The sequence below is a fragment of the Pseudomonas sp. PA-6-3C genome (genome assembly GCF_021605825.1).
Classification (GTDB): domain Bacteria; phylum Pseudomonadota; class Gammaproteobacteria; order Pseudomonadales; family Pseudomonadaceae; genus Aquipseudomonas; species Aquipseudomonas edaphica.
On sequence record NZ_WKDV01000061.1, the window covers coordinates 1 to 18,545 of the forward strand.

16 protein-coding genes and 1 pseudogene are annotated in these 18,545 nt (G+C 61.6%); 7 read left to right on the forward strand and 10 right to left on the reverse strand.

The window, feature by feature from the left end; translation table 11 throughout:
* Positions 1-204 precede the first annotated feature (204 nt).
* From GIW48_RS27505 to GIW48_RS27520, 4 genes are all read right to left on the reverse strand, one after another.
* Positions 205-1,887: a ShlB/FhaC/HecB family hemolysin secretion/activation protein gene (locus GIW48_RS27505; protein ID WP_177034919.1), complete on the reverse strand. Its 1,683-nt coding sequence runs from the start codon at positions 1,885-1,887 to the stop codon at positions 205-207.
* Positions 1,888-2,070: 183 nt separating this feature from the next.
* Positions 2,071-3,642, reverse strand: a complete 1,572-nt coding sequence (locus GIW48_RS27510) for a collagen-like triple helix repeat-containing protein (RefSeq protein WP_236490691.1) — start codon at positions 3,640-3,642, stop codon at positions 2,071-2,073.
* A gap of 302 nt (positions 3,643-3,944) precedes the next feature.
* Positions 3,945-4,793, reverse strand: a complete 849-nt coding sequence (locus GIW48_RS27515) for a MaoC family dehydratase (RefSeq protein WP_236462608.1) — start codon at positions 4,791-4,793, stop codon at positions 3,945-3,947.
* Positions 4,794-4,795: 2 nt separating this feature from the next.
* Positions 4,796-6,139, reverse strand: a complete 1,344-nt coding sequence (locus GIW48_RS27520; protein WP_236462611.1) for a 3-oxoacyl-ACP reductase — start codon at positions 6,137-6,139, stop codon at positions 4,796-4,798.
* Between the two features lie 114 nt (positions 6,140-6,253).
* Here GIW48_RS27520 and GIW48_RS27525 point away from each other — a divergent pair, with 114 nt between their 5' ends.
* Both GIW48_RS27525 and GIW48_RS27530 read left to right on the forward strand, forming a co-directional pair.
* Positions 6,254-7,531 (forward strand): acetyl-CoA C-acetyltransferase, encoded by a 1,278-nt coding sequence (locus tag GIW48_RS27525; RefSeq protein ID WP_017134704.1) that lies wholly within the window; start codon positions 6,254-6,256, stop codon positions 7,529-7,531.
* A 134-nt stretch (positions 7,532-7,665) separates the two neighbouring features.
* Positions 7,666-8,562 carry a PA4780 family RIO1-like protein kinase gene (locus tag GIW48_RS27530; RefSeq protein WP_017134705.1) on the forward strand — a complete coding sequence of 299 codons (897 nt, stop codon included), beginning with the start codon at positions 7,666-7,668 and terminating at the stop codon, positions 8,560-8,562.
* Positions 8,563-8,678: 116 nt separating this feature from the next.
* On the opposite strand, the gene cueR is transcribed toward GIW48_RS27530, so the two are convergent.
* The 3 genes from cueR to GIW48_RS27545 form a co-directional block, all read right to left on the reverse strand.
* Complete coding sequence (gene cueR, locus GIW48_RS27535; protein WP_138451223.1) at positions 8,679-9,080, reverse strand: Cu(I)-responsive transcriptional regulator; 402 nt, start codon at positions 9,078-9,080, stop codon at positions 8,679-8,681.
* Positions 9,077-11,293 (reverse strand): heavy metal translocating P-type ATPase, encoded by a 2,217-nt coding sequence (locus GIW48_RS27540; protein ID WP_138451222.1) that lies wholly within the window; start codon positions 11,291-11,293, stop codon positions 9,077-9,079. The genes cueR and GIW48_RS27540 overlap by 4 nt, the downstream gene beginning before the upstream one ends.
* Before the next feature lie 65 nt (positions 11,294-11,358).
* Entirely contained in the window at positions 11,359-11,739 is a 381-nt protein-coding gene (locus tag GIW48_RS27545) for a hypothetical protein (RefSeq protein WP_017134708.1), read from the reverse strand.
* A gap of 147 nt (positions 11,740-11,886) precedes the next feature.
* Here GIW48_RS27545 and GIW48_RS27550 point away from each other — a divergent pair, with 147 nt between their 5' ends.
* Both GIW48_RS27550 and GIW48_RS27555 read left to right on the forward strand, forming a co-directional pair.
* A complete protein-coding gene (locus tag GIW48_RS27550; protein ID WP_017134709.1) occupies positions 11,887-12,084 on the forward strand; it encodes a heavy-metal-associated domain-containing protein in 198 nt (65 codons plus the stop codon).
* 87 nt (positions 12,085-12,171) lie between these two features.
* On the forward strand, positions 12,172-13,365 hold the full coding sequence (locus GIW48_RS27555) for a multidrug effflux MFS transporter (protein ID WP_056860424.1): 1,194 nt from the start codon (positions 12,172-12,174) through the stop codon (positions 13,363-13,365).
* Positions 13,366-13,373: 8 nt separating this feature from the next.
* Here the strand turns inward: GIW48_RS27555 and GIW48_RS27560 are convergent, their stop codons facing one another.
* The 3 genes from GIW48_RS27560 to GIW48_RS27570 form a co-directional block, all read right to left on the reverse strand.
* Positions 13,374-13,556 carry a hypothetical protein gene (locus GIW48_RS27560; RefSeq protein WP_017134711.1) on the reverse strand — a complete coding sequence of 61 codons (183 nt, stop codon included), beginning with the start codon at positions 13,554-13,556 and terminating at the stop codon, positions 13,374-13,376.
* 145 nt (positions 13,557-13,701) lie between these two features.
* Positions 13,702-14,715, reverse strand: coding sequence for a zinc-binding alcohol dehydrogenase family protein (locus GIW48_RS27565; RefSeq protein ID WP_236462615.1), 1,014 nt, complete (start codon positions 14,713-14,715; stop codon positions 13,702-13,704).
* A gap of 158 nt (positions 14,716-14,873) precedes the next feature.
* A complete protein-coding gene (locus GIW48_RS27570) occupies positions 14,874-15,167 on the reverse strand; it encodes a putative quinol monooxygenase (RefSeq protein ID WP_017134713.1) in 294 nt (97 codons plus the stop codon).
* A gap of 118 nt (positions 15,168-15,285) precedes the next feature.
* Between GIW48_RS27570 and GIW48_RS27575 the strand changes: the two genes are divergently transcribed.
* The 3 genes and pseudogenes from GIW48_RS27575 to GIW48_RS27585 all read left to right on the forward strand — a co-directional run bounded on the left by GIW48_RS27575 (position 15,286) and on the right by GIW48_RS27585 (position 18,515).
* Positions 15,286-16,200 carry a LysR family transcriptional regulator gene (locus tag GIW48_RS27575; RefSeq protein ID WP_017134714.1) on the forward strand — a complete coding sequence of 305 codons (915 nt, stop codon included), beginning with the start codon at positions 15,286-15,288 and terminating at the stop codon, positions 16,198-16,200.
* Positions 16,201-16,348: 148 nt separating this feature from the next.
* A pseudogene (locus GIW48_RS27580) lies at positions 16,349-17,035 on the forward strand (ArsR/SmtB family transcription factor).
* Positions 17,036-17,138: 103 nt separating this feature from the next.
* The gene (locus GIW48_RS27585) at positions 17,139-18,515 is read left to right on the forward strand and encodes an MFS transporter (protein WP_026013501.1); all 1,377 of its coding nucleotides are present in this window, start codon (positions 17,139-17,141) and stop codon (positions 18,513-18,515) included.
* The last annotated feature ends 30 nt before the right edge of the window (positions 18,516-18,545 follow it).

Below are 18,545 nucleotides of genomic sequence, written 5' to 3' on the forward strand. Positions count from 1 at the left end.
GGCTGGAAGGTAAGGCGGCACGGGCGCATGTCTCAACAGCTCGGGTGCTTAAGGCTGCCAAGGCGGATAAACAGGCCTAAACATGACGTTAAACGGACTCTTAAACATAGACCTTGAAAGGCATGGCTGTAAGAGCGGAACCATAAGCAGCCATCACCCAAATAACGGATATGTACTCCGCAGCCCCGCAGCCTCCCACAAACCTCACAACTGATAACTGAAACTCAAGGTATACCGCGGCCGCCGGTTAAAGCTGTCCAGGGCGATGTCCGACATCGGCTTGGCCGCTTCCAGGGCGATGTTGTAGTACTTGTTGTCGCCGAAGCGCAGGCCCACGGCCGCCGAGGACATGTCGTTGCCTTTGACCGGCAGTTCGTTGAACCAGGTCTTGGCGCGGTCAAGCACCACATACGGTTGCAGGATCTTCACCCAGTCGCCAGCGCGGTTGAAGCTGTAGTTGACCTCATACGCCACGCCCCAGCCCTTGTCGCCCGAAGCTTGATCATCGGGGTAGCCACGGCCGAAATTCTGCCCGCCAAAGGTGGCGCGCTCGCTGTCGGGCAAGGTGGCGTCGCTCCAGTAGAACGCACCCGAAAGCACGCCTTGCCAGTTGTCGAAGAACTTGTCGCTCTGCACACCGGAAAGGCGCAGGCGGAAGAAGTCCAGATCAGGTTTAGTCGTGCCCAGGTCGCTGTGGGCTCTGGCACCCAGGCCGTTGATGCCTTGGTACAGGCCGGTGCTGAGGATGCGCAACTGGCGGGTGTCGGACTTGCGCCAGTCACCCTCGAACGCAAGGGCGCGCAGGTCGCTTTCGATGTCGAAACGGTTGGGGTAGCCCACGAGTTGATAGCGCGTGGTCTGGTCCACCGCATACAGGCGTGTGGCCAGGGTCAGCGACTCATTGGGTGAGGCAATCAGCGGGTGGCTGAGGCCAATGGTGTAGCGGTCGATCGACTGGTGCGGCTTGAGCTCGAAGCCGCCGTCCAGCTGGATATTGCTTTTGGGGTCGGCGCGATAACGCTCGGCGCCCAGTATCAACTGGCTGCCCTCGGCATTGATGAATTGGCTGTAGCCCACGCGGTAGTAATGTTCTTTGTCGTCACCCGGCGGGAACAGGCCGCTGACGTAAAGCTGCTCGCCCATGGACGTCTGGGAATTGCTGGTGGCGGTGAGCAACGCTTGGGTGCCGTTACGGTTGTTATCGACCAGGCTCATGCTGGTGGTAAACGGTTTGCGCGAGGCTTCGATCTTCATGTGCGTGGCGCCATCGGTGGTGCCCGGCGGCGGCACTTGCGCCTGCAGGGTCACGCCGGGAATACGCCCCATCAGCGTGGTATAGCGCTCGAACGTCTTGCGCGTGAGCGGTCGCTCGGCCAGCAGTTTGTTAGCCAGCTTGTCGACGTAGGCCGAGACTGAGCCGATGTCGCCGCTTTGCTCGTAATCCTTGATGTAACCCTCCACTAATACCACGCGCACCAGGCCGTTTTCGAAGCTCTGTTGCGGCAGGAACGCGTAGGACAACAGGTAGCCGTCCTGCTGGTAGCGACGCGTGATCGTGCGGGTGGCTTCGATCAGTTGCGCAAGGTTGGTCTCACGGCCAATCAGGGGCGCATAGGCCTTGGCTGTTTCGTCCAGCGGGTAGATCGTACCGCCCTCGATCTGCAGCTTGCGGATGGTGACTTTGGTGTCCATCAGCAACGGCTGGTTCTGGGTGGCAGGCGCTTGCGGCAACTGGGTCTGGGGTGTGGTCGGCCGATAAGCGTCGGCGGGCAGGTTGGGCACCGGCAAGTTGCGGATGGTGTCGTTGCTGTTGAGGAAGCTGGGAAGGGTCTCGGCCTGAACGTAAGCACTGAGGGTGAGCAATAACAACGGCGTCAACACGCGCATAGGACACTCCATGGTCAAACTGCAGCAGCGTTTCGGGCCCGCCGGGTTCTGGGACGCGGTTCGGGAGGGCCAGGTTTTTTAGATAAGACCGGCCCATAAAAAAGACGAGAGACTTATAAGGGTCTCTCGTCTCAACCAAGCGTAGGCGCTGTAGGGGAGGCCGTCTAATCGGCCAGGTGCAATTTATTTTTTGCCGGTCAGACCGTTCAGCAAACCGCCCAGACCGCCGCTTGTACCCGTGGTTGTAGTGCCACTGCCCGATGTGCTGGCGCCGGTGCCGCCGGTGAGGCCGCCGAGCAAGCCGCCGCTACTGCCACTGGTGCCACCGGTGACCAAACCACCTACCGAGCCTACGGTGTTGCCGACTGCGGTGACGGTGGTACCTACCGCGTTGGTGACTGGGTTGGCATTGGCTGCGGTCAGGTTAGTGCCGATACCGCTCACTGCACCGCCGACTTGTGTCACCAGTCCGTTGACCGGAGCGCCGAGGCCGGTAGTGGTGCCGACGTTTTGGGTCAGGCTGGTTACACCGGACGTTACTGGGTTAAGCGCCGCGCCCACGTTAGTGGCCAGGCCTGCCACCGGCGCCGTGGCGGCGGTGTTGGCGACGCCCGTGCCACCGAGAACGGTGCCGAGCGAGGCGACCGTGTTGCCCAATGCGCCACCGGTGACACCTGCTGCACTCACAGTGCCGTTGGTGTTGCCGGCGTTCAGGCCGCTACCCACGTTGGCCACCAGGCCACCGACCAGTTCAGGCAGGCCGGGCGCTGCTGCGCCACTGGCTGGAGCGACATAGCCGCCGGATTTATCGAGTGTGCCGCCTACGCCCGTCAGAGCGCTGCCGACGATGGTGGTAACAGGGTTGCCGGTGCCGCCAGCACTGGCGACTTGGGTGCCCAGGCCGGTGACGGTGCTGCCGACTTTATCCAGCAGACCATTCACAGGGGTGCCCAGGCCGGTTGCCTTGCCGAGGTTGCCGGTAGTGTTTTCCACCAGCGACACCACAGGCACCAGTACTTTGCCGCCCACTGTGTTAGTTAACGAGCCCAATGGGCCAGTGGTGCTGGCAGTGCTGACGGTATCGCCGAGCATGGTGACGGCTTGACCGACTTTGTCCACTACACCACCTACCGCTCCACCGACGCCACCGGTCAAACCGCCCACTACGGGTACGCCGCCGAGGGTGGTCGAGAGCGATTTCCCAGTGGTCGACAGGCCGGTGCCCAGATCGGCAACGCCATTACCTACACCTGCGACCGTGATGCCCAGGGAGTTGCTGTTAGTGCCCAGCGAACCAAGACCGTTGGTGACGCCAGTGCCGATGCTGGTGACTGCAGTGCCGGTCGCCGTAACCAGGCCGCCTGCTGTTGTGCCGACGATAGGCACATTGTTCAAGGTCGAACCGAGGTCACCGACCGCTGCGCCTACGTTACCGACAGTGCCGCCCAGGGTGCCGGCAATCTGGCCGGTAACCAGAGGTGTAGTGGTTGAACCTGTGCCACCGCCGGTTCCGCCACCAGTGCCGCCACCGGTTCCACCACCTGTGCCGCCGCCAGTGCCACCACCGGTTCCGCCACCTGTACCACCGCCAGTACCACCACCAGCGCCGCTACCTGCACCTGCATCAGGAGAAGATGCCGCCACACTGCTGTGATGCCCGCCACCACCGCTGCTGCAGCCACCGAGGCTCATCGCCATGACCAGGGCCAGCGCGGTACTTGCTTTCCAAAGCACTACTTGAGTTTGAGTTTTCATGATTGAGTTTCCTTGCACCTGTACAACCTGGGTTGTTTTCAAACGCTCGCTATTTCTAGGGATAGCGATACGTTTGTCCGTGTTGTCATCACAGACCCGGGCACTCTTTCGCGCAACGCTCAACTTGGTATTAACGATTTATATACACCGGGCTGCAGTCGGCTTAATGACTAATACGAAGGGTGTAATCGAGGGATGTTTCAAGATATTTATATTTTAAAAATCATGGACTTGAATAAACAAACGGACGCCGAGGCGTCCGCTATAACTTAGGGTGTATATATACAATTAATGTGCTTTTTTCAGGCGATGGGTTGCCACTTGCCGAGCATATGTTGAATATCGCCGGCGCCGTTCAACTGTAACTCTCCGCTCGAGCCTGCGGCACTGCTGAGCAAAACAACTTCACTGGGCAGGCGTACCGGTTTTTTGAACTCGACGTCTATTTCTACATTGGCGGCAGGCAAGTGCTCGTGTAGCGCGGCCAATGTACGGGCGGTATTCCACAGCCCATGAGCGATAGCCTGGGGAAAGCCGAACAGCTTGGCCGTCAGCGCGCTCAGGTGGATCGGGTTGTAGTCGCCGGATACCCGCGCGTATTGGCGGCCGATATCAGCGGGCGCCTTCCACCGCGCCAGTTCGTTGACATTGCCGAGGACGGACAAGGGCTCCACTTGCGCCTCGCCGTCCAGCTTCACGCCTCGACATAGCATGCGGCTGTCGGCTTCCCACAACAGTCCCAGCGCATCCTCGACCGTGGTCACAATGTTAAAGGTCGCACCTTTGGCGTGGGGGTGCAGATTGTGCGCGTATACACCGACCAACAGGTTATTCACGCCGCCCAATGGCCGGTGGATACGAATGCGATTGCTCAGGTGAATCAGCCCCAGCAGTGGAAAGGGGAATTTTTTGTCGGTGAGCAATTGCATCTGCAAACCGAACGCCAGGATATGCGGGTAAGTGCCCGGCAGCACCGGGCTGTCGGCAAACCCGCAGACCTTGCGATAAGCCGCGACGTCGGCCGGGTTCACGCGCACATGGCAGCGCAACCCTTCATCCGGCAAGGTGCTGCCGCTGATCTTGCGCTTGAGCGCCGCCCGCCAATACAGCGGCAACAGAAACGGGGTGCTGTCCAATGTCTGCCACTGCATAGTCACGCTCCCAGCAGGCTTTGCCCACATACGCGCAGCGCCTGGCCGCTGACGGCCCCGGAACCCGGCTGCCCGAGCCAGGCGACGGCTTCGGCCACGTCTTGCGGCAAACCACCCTGGCCCAAGGAACTCATGCGCCGCCCGGCTTCACGCAGGGCGAAGGGAATGTGCGCGGTCATCTGGGTTTCGATAAAACCCGGCGCGACCGCGTTGATGCTGATGCCACGCTCGCCCAGCAGCGGCGCCCACGCCTGTGCCAGGCCAATCAGCCCGGCCTTGCTCGCGGCGTAGTTGGTTTGCCCGCGATTACCGGCAATCCCGCTGATCGACGCCAGCAGCACTACGCGGCCGTTGTCGTGCAGGGTGCCGCTATCAAGCAGGGCTTTGGTCAGCACTTGGGGCGCGTTGAGGTTGACCGCCAATACGGCGTCCCAATATTCCGGCGTCATGTTGGCCAGGGTTTTATCGCGGGTGATGCCGGCGTTATGCACCACGATGTCGATGCCGTCGGGCAGGTGTTCGATCAACTGTGTGGCCGCGTCTTCGGCACAGATATCCAGCACCACGGTGCGCGCGCCCAAGCGAGCGGCGAGGGCTTCGAGGTCGGCCTTGGCCTGGGGCACATCCAGCACGATCACTTCGGCACCGTCGCGCGCCAGGGTTTCGGCAATGGAGGCGCCGATACCACGCGCAGCACCCGTGACCAGCGCCTTGCGCCCGGCCAGCGGGCGCGTCCAGTCTTCAACCGGGGTGGCGCAGGCTTGCAGGCGAATGACCTGGCCAGAGATATACGCACTTTTCGGTGACAGGAAGAAACGCAGCGCGCCTTCCAGCTGATCTTCAGCGCCGTCGCCCACATACAACAGTTGCAACACGCCGCCGCTGCGCAATTCCTTGGCCAGTGAACGGCTGAAACCCTCCAGAGCACGCTGTGCGCTGGCGGCAAACGGGTCGCTGAGGCTTTCCGGCGCGCGTCCCAGAATCACCAGATGTGCGCTGTGATCGAGATTTTTCAGCAAAGGCTGAAAGAATTCGCGCAGTTGCTTGAGCTGGTCGGTGTGCTGCAAGTCGCTGGCGTCAAACACCACGGCCTTGAGCTTGGGGCCGTGGCCTGGGATCCAGGTCGACGATTCGGCGCCGTAGGTGTAAATCGCGTCGGTCAGTTTGTGCGCAAATACCTGCACCTTGGCGGCCAGCGCGCCACCGCCCAGCAGCAGAGTACCTTCCACCGGGCGCAGGCGCCCAGCTTGCCAGCGTTCCAGGCGTACCGGTGACGGCAGGCCAATGGCGGCGACCAGGCGATGGCCGAGGCTTGAGTTGGCGAAGTCGATATAACGGTCAGACATGGAACGCTCTCCGAGTGCTGGGGTTCAAACGGTGGACCATCAATAGGTGAAAGTCGTTCGATTGAGCCTAGGCTAGGCTCAGAGATTCACCCCATAACCTTCAGGGAGCTTTCCATGACTCAATTGCGCCGTGTAGCGATCATTGGCGGTAACCGCATCCCCTTCGCCCGTTCCAATGGCCCATATGCCACGGCGAGTAACCAGGCGATGCTCACCGCTGCCCTCGAAGGCCTGATCGAGCGCTACAACCTGCACGGCCTGCGCATCGGCGAGGTGGCGGCCGGTGCGGTGCTCAAGCATTCGCGCGACTTCAACCTCACCCGCGAATGCGTGCTGGGCTCGCGCCTGTCGCCGCAAACCCCGGCCTATGACATTCAGCAGGCGTGCGGCACCGGGCTGGAAGCGGCGTTGCTGGTGGCCAACAAGATTGCCCTGGGGCAGATCGAATGCGGGATTGCCGGCGGCGTCGACACTACGTCCGATGCGCCGATTGGTGTGAATGAAGGCCTGCGCAAAATCTTGTTGCAAGCCAACCGCAGCAAGTCCATGGCGGATAAATTAAAAGTCCTGTTACAACTTCGTCCCCATCACCTTAAGCCGGAGCTGCCACGCAATGGCGAGCCGCGCACCGGCCTGTCCATGGGCCAGCATTGCGAGCTGATGGCGCAGACCTGGCAGATTCCGCGTGCCGAGCAGGATCAACTGGCGTTGGAAAGCCATCAGAAAATGGCCGCGTCCTACGCCGAAGGCTGGCACAACGATTTGCTTACGCCGTTTCTCGGCCTGACCCGCGACAATAACCTGCGCCCCGACCTGACCCTGGAAAAACTCGCCAACCTTAAACCGGCGTTCGAGCGCAGTGAAAAGGGCACGCTCACCGCCGGTAACTCCACGCCACTGACCGACGGCGCCTCCTTGGTGCTGCTGGGCAGTGAAGCCTGGGCCAAAGAACGTGGCTTGCCGATTCTGGCTTACTTGCGCGATGGCGAAGCGGCGGCTGTGGATTTCGTCAACGGCGCCGAAGGCCTGCTCATGGCACCGGTGTACGCAGTGCCACGCTTGCTGGCGAGAAATGGCCTGACACTCCAGGATTTTGACTACTACGAGATTCACGAAGCCTTTGCTGCCCAAGTTTTGTGCACGCTCAAGGCCTGGGAAGACCCGGAGTATTGCAGGACGCGTCTGGGGCTCGACGCGCCGCTGGGCGCCATTGATCGCAGCCGGCTCAACGTCAAAGGCAGCTCATTGGCGGCCGGCCACCCGTTTGCCGCCACAGGCGGGCGCATCGTCGCCAACCTGGCCAAATTGCTCGACGCGGCGGGCAAGGGCAGAGGGCTGATTTCGATCTGCGCCGCTGGCGGCCAGGGCGTGACGGCGATTATCGAACGCTGAATGCCGACGAAATTGGCATATTGAGTGCAATCTTCAGCGGTCAGAGGTCGGTAGCCCCTCCCACCGGCGCGCCGATTGCCGTATAACGAGTGCCATACGCGTATTTGGTAATAAAGGACCCACAATAAAAGCTGATGAAGACTCCTAAACGCATTGAACCCCTGATCGAAGACGGTCTGGTCGACGAAGTGCTGCGCCCTCTCATGAGCGGTAAAGAAGCAGCTGTTTATGTGGTGCGCTGCGGCAATGAATTGCGTTGCGCCAAGGTTTACAAGGAGGCGAATAAACGAAGTTTTCGTCAGGCATCCGAATACCAGGAAGGCCGTAAGGTTCGTAACAGCCGCCAGGCCCGGGCCATGGCCAAAGGCTCCAAGTTCGGCAAGAAAGAAACCGAAGACGCTTGGCAAAACGCCGAAGTGGCGGCGTTGTTCCGCCTCGCCGGCGCGGGCGTTCGCGTGCCTCAGCCGTTCGACTTCCTGGAAGGCGTGCTGCTGATGGAACTGGTGGCCGACGAGTACGGCGATGCAGCGCCGCGTCTTAACGACGTAACGCTGGAGCCGGACCAGGCGCGCGAATATCACGCCTTCCTGATTTCCCAGATCGTGCTGATGCTGTGTACCGGCCTGGTGCACGGTGACCTGTCCGAGTTCAACGTACTGCTCACGCCGACCGGCCCGGTGATCATCGACCTGCCCCAGGCAGTGGATGCGGCGGGCAACAACCACGCATTCAGCATGCTGGAGCGGGATGTGGGCAACATGGCTTCCTACTTCGGGCGTTTTGCCCCGGAGTTGAAGAAGACCAAGTACGCCAAGGAAATGTGGGCACTGTACGAAGCCGGCACCTTGCACCCGGCCAGCGTGTTGACCGGCGAGTTTGATGAGCCGGAAGAGCTGGCGGATGTGGGCGGTGTGATCCGCGAAATCGAAGCGGCGCGGCTGGATGAAGAGCGCAAGCAAGCGGTTCGGGCGGCGGATGATGCGCCACCGAGCAAGACTGCGGAAGAACCGCCGCCGCCTTGGATGCAGTGATCTCCCGGCAATTGGAGATCTAAAAAGTGTGGGAGCTGGCTTGTTGTGGGAGCTGGCTCCCACATAAGGCAGCCGCCACATAAGCCTGTTCCCATATTTGTTTTGTGCAGGTCTGATCAGGCGCAACAGCTGCCCGACGCCAACTCCTTGAGTATCGGGCAATCCGGCCGATGGTCACCCTGGCAGTGTTCCACCAGGTCCTGCAACGTGTCGCGCAATTGCCCCAGCTCCAGAATCTTCTGGTTCAGCGCCTCGATGTGCTGGCGCGCCAGGGCTTTTACGTCGGCGCTGGCCCGCTGGCGGTCTTGCCACAGGGTCAGCAGCTTGCCGACTTCTTCCAACGAAAACCCCAGATCCCGCGAGCGTTTGATAAACGCCAACGTGTGCAAGTCATCGCTGCCATACACGCGGTAGCCGCTGTCGGTGCGGTGCGCGGCTTTGAGCAGGCCGATGGATTCGTAGTAGCGAATCATCTTGGCGCTCAGCCCGCTCTGGCGGGCGGCTTGGCCTATGTTCATGGGCGCTTGTCCTCCAATTGCTCCGGTTTCCAAATGCTCGGTTTCCAGGTTTTCAACAATAGCGCATTGCTCACCACGCTGACGCTGGACAAGGCCATGGCCGCACCTGCGAGTACCGGGTTGAGCAGGCCAAAGGCAGCCAGCGGAATGCCGATCAAGTTATACACAAAGGCCCAGAACAGGTTCTGGCGGATTTTTGCGTAGGTCTTGCGGCTGATCTCCAGCGCGGCCGGCACCAGGCGCGGGTCGCCACGCATCAGCGTGATCCCGGCGGCGTGCATAGCCACATCGGTGCCGCCGCCCATGGCGATGCCGATATCGGCGGCGGCCAGGGCCGGGGCGTCGTTGATGCCATCGCCGACCATGGCGACGACGCCGGTCTTTTTCAGCTCGGCCACCGTCGCGGCCTTGTCGGCTGGCAGCACTTCGGCGTGTACATCATCGATGCCCAGCGCCAGGGCGACCACGCGGGCACTGCCGCGATTATCGCCGGTGAGCAAGTGGCTGCTGATGTGCTGAGCCTTGAGTTGTTCCACGGCTTCCAATGCGCCGGGCTTGAGGGTGTCGCCAAACGCAAACAGCCCCAACACGCGTGGTTGTGCGCCTTGTTCAATCAACCACGACAAGGTGCGGCCTTCGGCTTCCCAGGCGTTGGCAGACTCGGCCAGCTCACCTGCGCTCAAGCCGTTCTCTTCGAGCATGCGGCGGTTGCCCAAGGCCAGTTCACGGCCATCCAAAGTGCCAGCAATGCCGCGTCCGGTCAGCGATTGGCTGGCGCTCACGTCCGCCACGATCAGCCCTTTTTCACCACACGCATCCAACACGGCCTTGGCCAACGGGTGCTCGCTGCCGCGTTGCAAGGCGCCAGCCTGTTGCAGCAATAAATCTTCATTGCCATCCACCGCGGCCAGGTGCGCAATTTTTGGCGCGCCGGAGGTGAGTGTGCCGGTCTTGTCGAACACCACCGCGCTGACGGCATGGGCACGTTCCAGCGCTTCGGCGTCCTTGATCAGGATGCCATAGCGCGCCGCCACGCCGGTGCCGGCCATGATGGCGGTCGGTGTGGCCAGGCCCAGGGCGCATGGGCAAGCAATCACCAGTACCGCGACGGCATTGATGATCGCGGTTTCCAGTGAAGCGCCGTACAACCACCACCCCACCAGCGTAACCAAGGCCAGCACCAGCACGGCCGGCACAAAGACCTGGCTGACTTTATCCACCAGTTTCTGGATCGGTGCCTTGGCAGCCTGGGCGTCTTCCACCAGACGGATGATTCGCGCCAGCACACTTTCTGCACCCAGCGCCTGGGTGCGTACCAGCAAACGGCCTTCGCCATTAATGGCGCCGCCGGTGATCTTGTCGCCCGGCTGTTTCGGCACCGGCAGGCTCTCGCCGCTGATCAAGGCCTCGTCGGCATGGCTTTGGCCGTCCACCACTTCGCCGTCCACCGGGAAGCGCTCGCCGGGTTTGACCAGCACCAGGTCGTCGAGCTTCAGCGCAGTGATGGCGACGTCTTCTTCACGGCCTTCAAACACGCGAATCGCGCGTTCCGGGCGCAGGGCTTCGAGGGCACGGATGGCGCTGGCGGTCTGGCGCTTGGCGCGGCTTTCGAGGTATTTACCCAGCAACACCAGGGCGATCACCACGGCTGAGGCTTCGAAATACAGGTGCGGCATAGTGCCCACGGGCGCCGTGAGCCATTCATAAATGCTCAGGCCATAGCCGGCGCTGGTGCCGATGGCCACCAGCAGGTCCATATTGCCAGCACCGGCGCGCACGGCTTTCCAGGCGGCTATATAGAAGCGTGCGCCAAAGATGAATTGCACGGGAGTGGCCAGCGCGAATTGCACCCAGGCCGGGAGCATCCAATGCAGGCCGAACGGCTCCACCAGCATCGGCAGCACCAATGGCAGCGCCAACGCGATGGCCAACAACAACGACCAGCGCTCGTGGTGCAGACGCTGGGCCTGTTTAGCGTCGGTGACGGTCTCGCTTTGCGGCAGGGTGGCGGTGTAGCCGGCCTTGTCGACGGCGGCGATCAGCACGCCGGGGTCCATCTGGCCGAGTACTTCGATGTGGGCACGTTCGTTGGCCAGGTTGACGCTGACGCTTTGCACCCCCGGCACCTTGCCCAGCGCGCGCTCGACACGCCCGGCACAGCTGGCGCAGGTCATGCCGCTGATGGGCAGGTCAAAGGTGGTGGATCCATTCATGGGGCAGTCCTCCAGAGAAGTTGCCCCTAGCATCAACCTTGACCTGCGGGGAAGGTCAAGCGCCTTTAATACTCCAGTGCGGCGGGTTTAAGGTACATACCGTCCGGGCCTTGGGCGATACGCAGTTTGCGTATGTCTCCGGCCTTCAACGTGATGTTCTGCGCAGGCGGTGCGAGCATGCCCGGCAGGCAACCTGGCGATTGACCCGGCAGCAGCTTGAGGCGCAGCGACACATTGCCCGCCGGCAAGTTGAACGAGGTGGCCTGTTCCTGGAACAGGCGCCCGGCCAACTGGTCCTGGATATACAGGCCGATTTCGCAATTGGTCGGCACTTCCAGGCGCTCGCGGGAAATGATCAACACCGCATAGTCCTGGTCCGCGTACGCCATGGGCGCAGCGGCGGACAGGCTCAACAGGCCGATAAGGCTAAAAAACGACCAGCGCATGGCGAATGCTCCGTGGTTCAAATCCAAGATGCATGAAGCTTGGCCGAGGCAACGCTGGAATACCAGCCCGGTCGCAATTTTGAGCGCTTGACCTTGCCATCGTGGCAAGGTCGAGACTGGCCCCAACCTCATCAAAGGAGTCATGTCATGCAAGTATTCAGTGTTGAAGGAATGACCTGCGGCCATTGTGTTCGGGCGGTCACTCAAGCAGTACACAGCCAGGACCCGGCGGCGAGCGTCAACGTCAACCTGGCCGCCAAGGAAGTCGGGGTTGAAAGCCGGCTGTCCGACGAGCAAGTCATCGCGCTGATCACCGAAGAAGGCTACAGCGCCAAGCTCGCGTAAAATTTCCGATAGTTAGCGAGCTATCGTAATGTTCATCACACCCAAGCGCGGCTAGACTGTCGGGCTGCCGACTCACTTGGGTGTCTGATGAACCTCCGCATAATCCTGATTCTGGGCGCCTTGAGCGCCTTCGCGCCGTTGGCGATCGATTTTTACCTGCCGGGCTTTCCGGCGATGGCCACCGCTTTTGCCACCGACGAAAAACACATCCAGCTGACCCTCGCCGTGTATTTCGGCGGCTTGGCCATCGGCCAATTGATCTACGGGCCGCTGGCGGATCGCTTTGGCCGGCGCGTGCCGCTGCTCAGTGGCGTGACTCTGTTTACCCTGGCGTCCTTCGCCTGCGCCTACGCGCCGTCCCTGGACTGGTTGATCGGCGCGCGTTTTGTGCAAGCCCTTGGCGGCTGCGCGGGCATGGTGATTTCGCGGGCGGTGGTCAGCGACAAATGTGATGCCGTGGGCTCGGCCAAAGTCTATTCGCAGCTGATGCTGGTGACCGGCCTGGCGCCGATCCTCGCGCCGTTGGCGGGTGGGGTGATGGTCGGCCTGTGGGGCTGGCAGTCGATTTTCCTCGCGTTGTCGATTTTCAGCGTGATGGCGGCCATCGCCGTGGCGGTCGGGTTGCCGGAAACCTTGCCGGCCGATAAGCCGCGTCAACCGCTGTCCGGCTCGCTGAGCCGCTATGTCAGCCTGTTGTCGGACCGGGTTTATCTGGGCTACGCCCTCACCGGTGGTATCTCGATTGCCGGGATGTTTGCCTACATCGCCGGTTCCCCGTTCGTCTTTATCAAACTCTATGGCGTGCCCGCCGAGCATTACGGCTGGGTATTTGGCTCCAACGCCGCCGGCTTCATCCTGGTTGCGCAACTCAATGCGCGGTTGCTGGCCAAGCGTGGCCCGGCGTTTTTGCTGTCGCGCACCGTGTGGGTCTACGTGGCGGCGGCGTTGACGCTGTTGGGCATTGCCGCCCTGCGCACCGAAGCGTTGTGGCCATTACTGGTGCCGCTGTTTATCTGCATCGCCAGCCTGGGCTGCATTTTGCCCAACACCTCGGCGTGTGCCATGGCCGGGCAGGGCGCACGGGCCGGCAGCGCCTCGGCGTTGCTTGGTTGCATTCAGTTTGGTGTGGCGGCGGGTGCGGCGTCCTTGGTCGGCGTGTTGCACGACGGCACGGCGATGCCGATGGCGATGGTCATCAGCTTGTGCGGTGTATTGGCGGTGACGATTGCGGTGTCGACCCAGCGCCTGCAACGGGCGAGGGCCGCGCAGGCGCAGGTCTGAGGTGCGGATCAGCCGGCGGCGGAACGTTGCTGGCTGAGGGGAATGCGGTGGGGCGCCTGGATGCGCGCTTGCAGGGTGTCGGCAAAGGCGCGAGCCTCGGCCTCACTGCGGAAGGTGAAGGCGTCGCCGTCGAGGCTGACCTGCCATTTGTTGCCTGGGGATTTTGCTAACGCTCTTATCAGGATCTTCATTGCTGACTTCCTCACGTAAAAGAATCGTGGCAAAGGCGGCCAATATAAACCTGAATGCGTTCGCAAATATGACAAAGATCAACTCTCTGACTAGCGGTGTCGTCCATTACTCACATGAATAATGGACGACTCTGACAGCTACTTGTTAGAACCCTTCCAATACGATCTTGCCCTTGGCCTTGCCGCTTTCCAGCAGCGCATGGGCGCGGCGCAGGTTGGCTGCGTTGATCACGCCGAAGTGCTCGCCCACCGTGGTTTTCAAGGTGCCGGCGTCGATCAGCGCGGCCACGCGGTTGAGCAGGTTGTGCTGTTCGATCATGTCCGGCGTCTCGAACATCGAGCGTGTGTACATGAACTCCCAGTGCAACGACAGGCTCTTGCGCTTGAGTTTGCTCACATCCAGCACCTTGGGGTCGTCGATCAACGCCAGCTTGCCTTGCGGCTGCAGGGCTTCGACCAGTTCGTCCAGGTGATGGTCGGTCTGGGTCAGGCTGGCAACGTGGGTTACCTGCGCCTGGCCGGAATTTTTCAACGCCTCGCTCAGCGGCTGGCTGTGATCGATCACCACATCGGCGCCGAGCGCCTTGGCCCATTCCTGGGTTTCCGGGCGTGAGGCGGTGCCGATAACGTTCAACGCGGTGAGCTGTTTGGCCAGTTGGGTCAGGATCGAACCCACACCACCGGCGGCGCCGACGATCAGCAGGCTCTGGCCTTCATCTTCCTTACCTTCACGCACTTGCAGGCGCTCGAACAGCAACTCCCAGGCAGTGATGGCGGTGAGTGGCAGTGCGGCGGCTTCGGCAAAACCCAGGCTCTTGGGCATATGGCCGACGATGCGCTCGTCCACGGTGTGCAGTTCGCTGTTGCCGCCTGGGCGCACCAGGGAGCCGGCGTAGAACACCTTGTCGCCGGCCTTGAACAGTGTCACTTCGCTGCCGACCGCCTTGACCACGCCAGCCACGTCCCAGCCCAGCACTTTGGCGGCGCCGTTTTCCGGGGCGACGTTCTGGCGCACTTTGGTGTCCACCGGGTTGACCGAGATGGCTTTGACTTCCACCAGCAGGTCACGCGGGCCGGCGACCGGCTCCGGCAATTGGATGTCTTGCAGGGATTTTTCGTCGCTGATCGGCAGTGAGGCGTAGTAGGCAATGGCTTTCATATTGGCTCCGGGTAAAGAAGGTGGTCGAGAGTCAGGCTAAATGTGGCGAGGGAGCTTGCTCCCGCTGGGCTGCGAAGCAGCCCCAAAACCTGTCGGTAAGCGCTTCGCACTCCAGCGCAAGCAAGCGTGCTCGCTACAAAAACCTGCTGATGGGGTGATCAGGCAAGAAATTGCAGGCGCTTGAGTTCGAAATGTTCGAGCACATCCGCAGCCTTGGCGCGGAAGCTTTGGATATGCGCGCTCTGGTCGTGATCGGCCAGCGCCGCGTCGTCGCTCCAGCGTTCGAGCATGTAGAAGGTTTCTGGGTGTTGCAGGTCCTGGTGCAGGTCGTACTGCTCGCAACCGGCTTCCAGGCGAGTCGGTTCCAACAGGCCGCGCAGCAGGGTTTCCAACTTGGCCTGCTGGCCGGGTTTGGCGATCAGCGTGGCGATGACGTTAAAGGCAGCGGACATATTCAACTCCAGACACGTGATGTACGGGATGGGCAGATGATTAGCTATTTCCAGCACAGATAAAAGCGGCTAAAACAGCAGTCTGTTTCAATAGAATTTTGATAATAGGCGAGGGTACATGCTGCGTTTTGATGATTTGCAGTTGTTTGTGCGGGCGGCGGACCTCGGCAGTTTGTCGGCCGCTGCACGCATCATGGACCTCTCGCCTGCCGTGGCGAGCGCGGCGCTCAAGCGTATCGAACAGCAACTGGGCACGCGCTTGCTGGCGCGCTCCACCCGCAGTTTGCGCTTGACCGCTGAAGGCGAGGGGTTTTTGGAATATGCCCGCGCCGCGTTGAGTTCGCTGGACGAAGGGCGGCGCTTATTGGCCAGCGGCCAGGACCATGTCAGCGGTGTGCTGCAACTGTCGGCGCCGTCGGATTTCGGGCGCAACCAGTTACTGCCGTGGCTGGATGAGTTTCAGCTTGAATACCCGCAATTGAACATCCGCCTGCTGCTGGGCGACCGCATTGCCGACCTGTTCCGCCAGCCGGTGGATATCGCCCTGCGCTACGGCGAGCCTGAAGATTCCAGCCTGGTCGCGCTGCCCATCGCCCCGGACAACATTCGCGTGCTGTGCGCCGCACCCAGCTACCTGGCACGGCATGGCGAGCCCCGGCATCTTGAGCAGTTGGCGCAGCACAATTGCCTGTTGTACATGCTGGGCAGCCGTGTCCACGACCACTGGGGTTTTTACGACGGCAAGCGGGAGGTCGGCCTGACGGTCAGCGGTGACCGCTTCAGTGACGACGCCGATGTGGTGCGCCGCTGGGCGGTGGCGGGTGTCGGCATTGCCTACAAGTCGTGGCTGGATGTGAGCACCGACGTGCTCGCGGGGCGTTTGCGCCTGGTGTTGCCGGAGCTGCGCGGCGAGCGCACGCCGCTCAACCTGCTGTGCGCCCACCGTGCTCAGTTGAGTAAACCCATTAACCTGCTGCGGGAAATGCTCGTGTCCCGTTGTGCGGCTTTGACCGCGCAAAGGCCGGGGCGATAGAGCGTTAGGCAATAGCCTCCACCAAAGCCAGAAATTTCACTCAGAGCCTGTCCCCATTCGCGCTGTCGGACGCCGCGGAATGGGCGGTTTGCGCCCCTATACTTTGGTTCCAACCGCAGCAGACAAATGATTTACAAGGAGTGAATACATGGAAGAAGCACCTTGCATCAGTCAGATCGCCAGCTTGCTCGCTGAGCCCAAGCGCACCGCCATGCTCTGGTCACTGATGGACGGTTCGGCGAAAACCGCAGACGAACTGGCTATGCTCGCCGGGCTGTCCGCCGCGTCGGCCAATGCGCATCTTGCGCGCCTTATCGGCAGCGGTTTGCTGCGCAGCGAGGCCAAGCGCGGCAAGCGCCTGTTTCGCATGGCCGCCGTGGATGTCTGTGCGGCCGTCGACGCATTGGCCTGTACCACCTTGGCCTGTGCCGCACGCAACGCTCCGCAGGTTTCCCCGCGAGTATCCCTGGCGCCGCCGCCGTTGCGGCGCGCGCGTTTGTGCCAGGGGCATCTGGGCGGTGAACTGGCAGCGGGGCTTTAGCAGCGCATGCTGGAGGCCGGCTGGATCGACCGCTACGAACAGCGTACCGACGTGACCGTCACCGGCGCGCAGCATTTCGCGACCCTGGGCATCTTTATCCAGGCACTGTCTGCGCCGTTGGCCTGCGACTGTTTTGACTGGAGCCAGCAGCAGCCGCACCTGGGGGGTGCATTGGGGGCCGGGTTGTTGCAGTTGTTTTTGCAGTGCGGCTGGATCAACGCGGTCAACGAGTCGCGTGCCTTGCTGGTGACCGACCTGGGGCTTGCGGAAATCAACCGTCTGGCCACGGCGTAGGTGCGTGCGTCGTTCAGAGTTTCAGTCAGGTCGTATCCAGCAATAATCGGGTAAAACGATGCCGCACACTCGCCTTGGGGATTTTTCACTCGGGGGGTATGGCATGGGTATGCAAGGCTATAGCGCAGCGGAACGGCTGGAACGGTTGCCCATCAGCGGTTACCACCGAATCATTTTCATCATCATCGCCTTGGCGTTTTTTTTCGACTCCATGGACCTGGCGATGATGACCTTCCTGTTGGGCTCGATAAAAACCGAGTTCGGCCTGAGCACGGCCCAGGCCGGGTTACTCGCCAGTTCGAGTTTTTTCGGCATGGTGGTCGGTGCGTCCTTGTCCGGCATGTTGGCTGACCGTTTCGGGCGCAAGCCGGTGTTTCAGTGGAGCATCGTGTTGTGGGGCGTCGCCAGTTACCTGTGCTCCACGGCGCAGACGGTGGAAACGCTGACGCTGTTTCGCATCCTGCTGGGGATCGGCATGGGTATGGAATTCCCGATTGCGCAGTCGATGCTCTCGGAGCTGATTCCCGCCAAGGGCCGTGGGCGATATATCGCCTTGATGGATGGCTTCTGGCCGCTGGGGTTTGTGGCGGCGGGTGTGCTGTCCTACTTTTTGCTGCCGGTGATTGGCTGGCGCGACATCTTCCTGGTGTTGGCGGTACCGGCGGTGTTTGTGCTGGCGATTCGTTTTTTTATCCCGGAATCGCCACGCTGGCTGGAACAGGCCGGGCGGCATGCAGCGGCGGACAAGGTGTTGCTCGGCATTGAGCAGAAGGTCCGCGACTCGCTGGGGCGTACGGACTTGCCGGAGCCGATTGCCTTGCCGCGGGTTGAGAGCGTGCCGGGCACGTTTTTCTCGGCGTTCCAGCAGTTGTGGTCGGCGCAGTATCGCCAACGCACGATGATGATCTGGAGCGTGTGGTTTTTTGCCTTGCTGGGTTTCTACGGGCTGACCTCCTGGCTGAGTGCGCTGTTGCAGCAGTCGGGTTTTGCCGTGACGCAATCGGTGTATTACACGGTGATCATTTCCCTGGGCGGGATACCGGGCTTCTTGATGGCGGCCTGGCTGGTGGAACGTTGGGGCCGTAAACCGGTGTGTGTGGTGACATTGCTGGGCGGCGGGGTGATGGCGTTTCTGTATGGGCAGAGCGCGGTGTTTGGCGGCAACGTGGGGCTGCTGATTACCTCGGGGTTGTTGATGCAGTTCTTTCTGTTTGGCATGTGGGCGGTGCTGTACACCTACACGCCGGAGCTGTATCCCACTTCGGCGCGGGCCACCGGTTCCGGGTTTGCCTCGGCGATTGGCCGGGTCGGGTCATTGCTGGGGCCGTTGGTAACCGGGCTGGTGTTTCCGATAACCGGGCAGGGTGGGGTGTTTGCCTTGGGGGCGCTGTGTTTTGCGGTGGCGGCGCTAGTGGTGTGGGTGTTTGGGATGGAAACCAAGGGCAAGACCCTGGAAGAACTGACCCAATCTCAAGGCTGATGAGGTCAATGTGGGAGCTGGCAAGCCAGC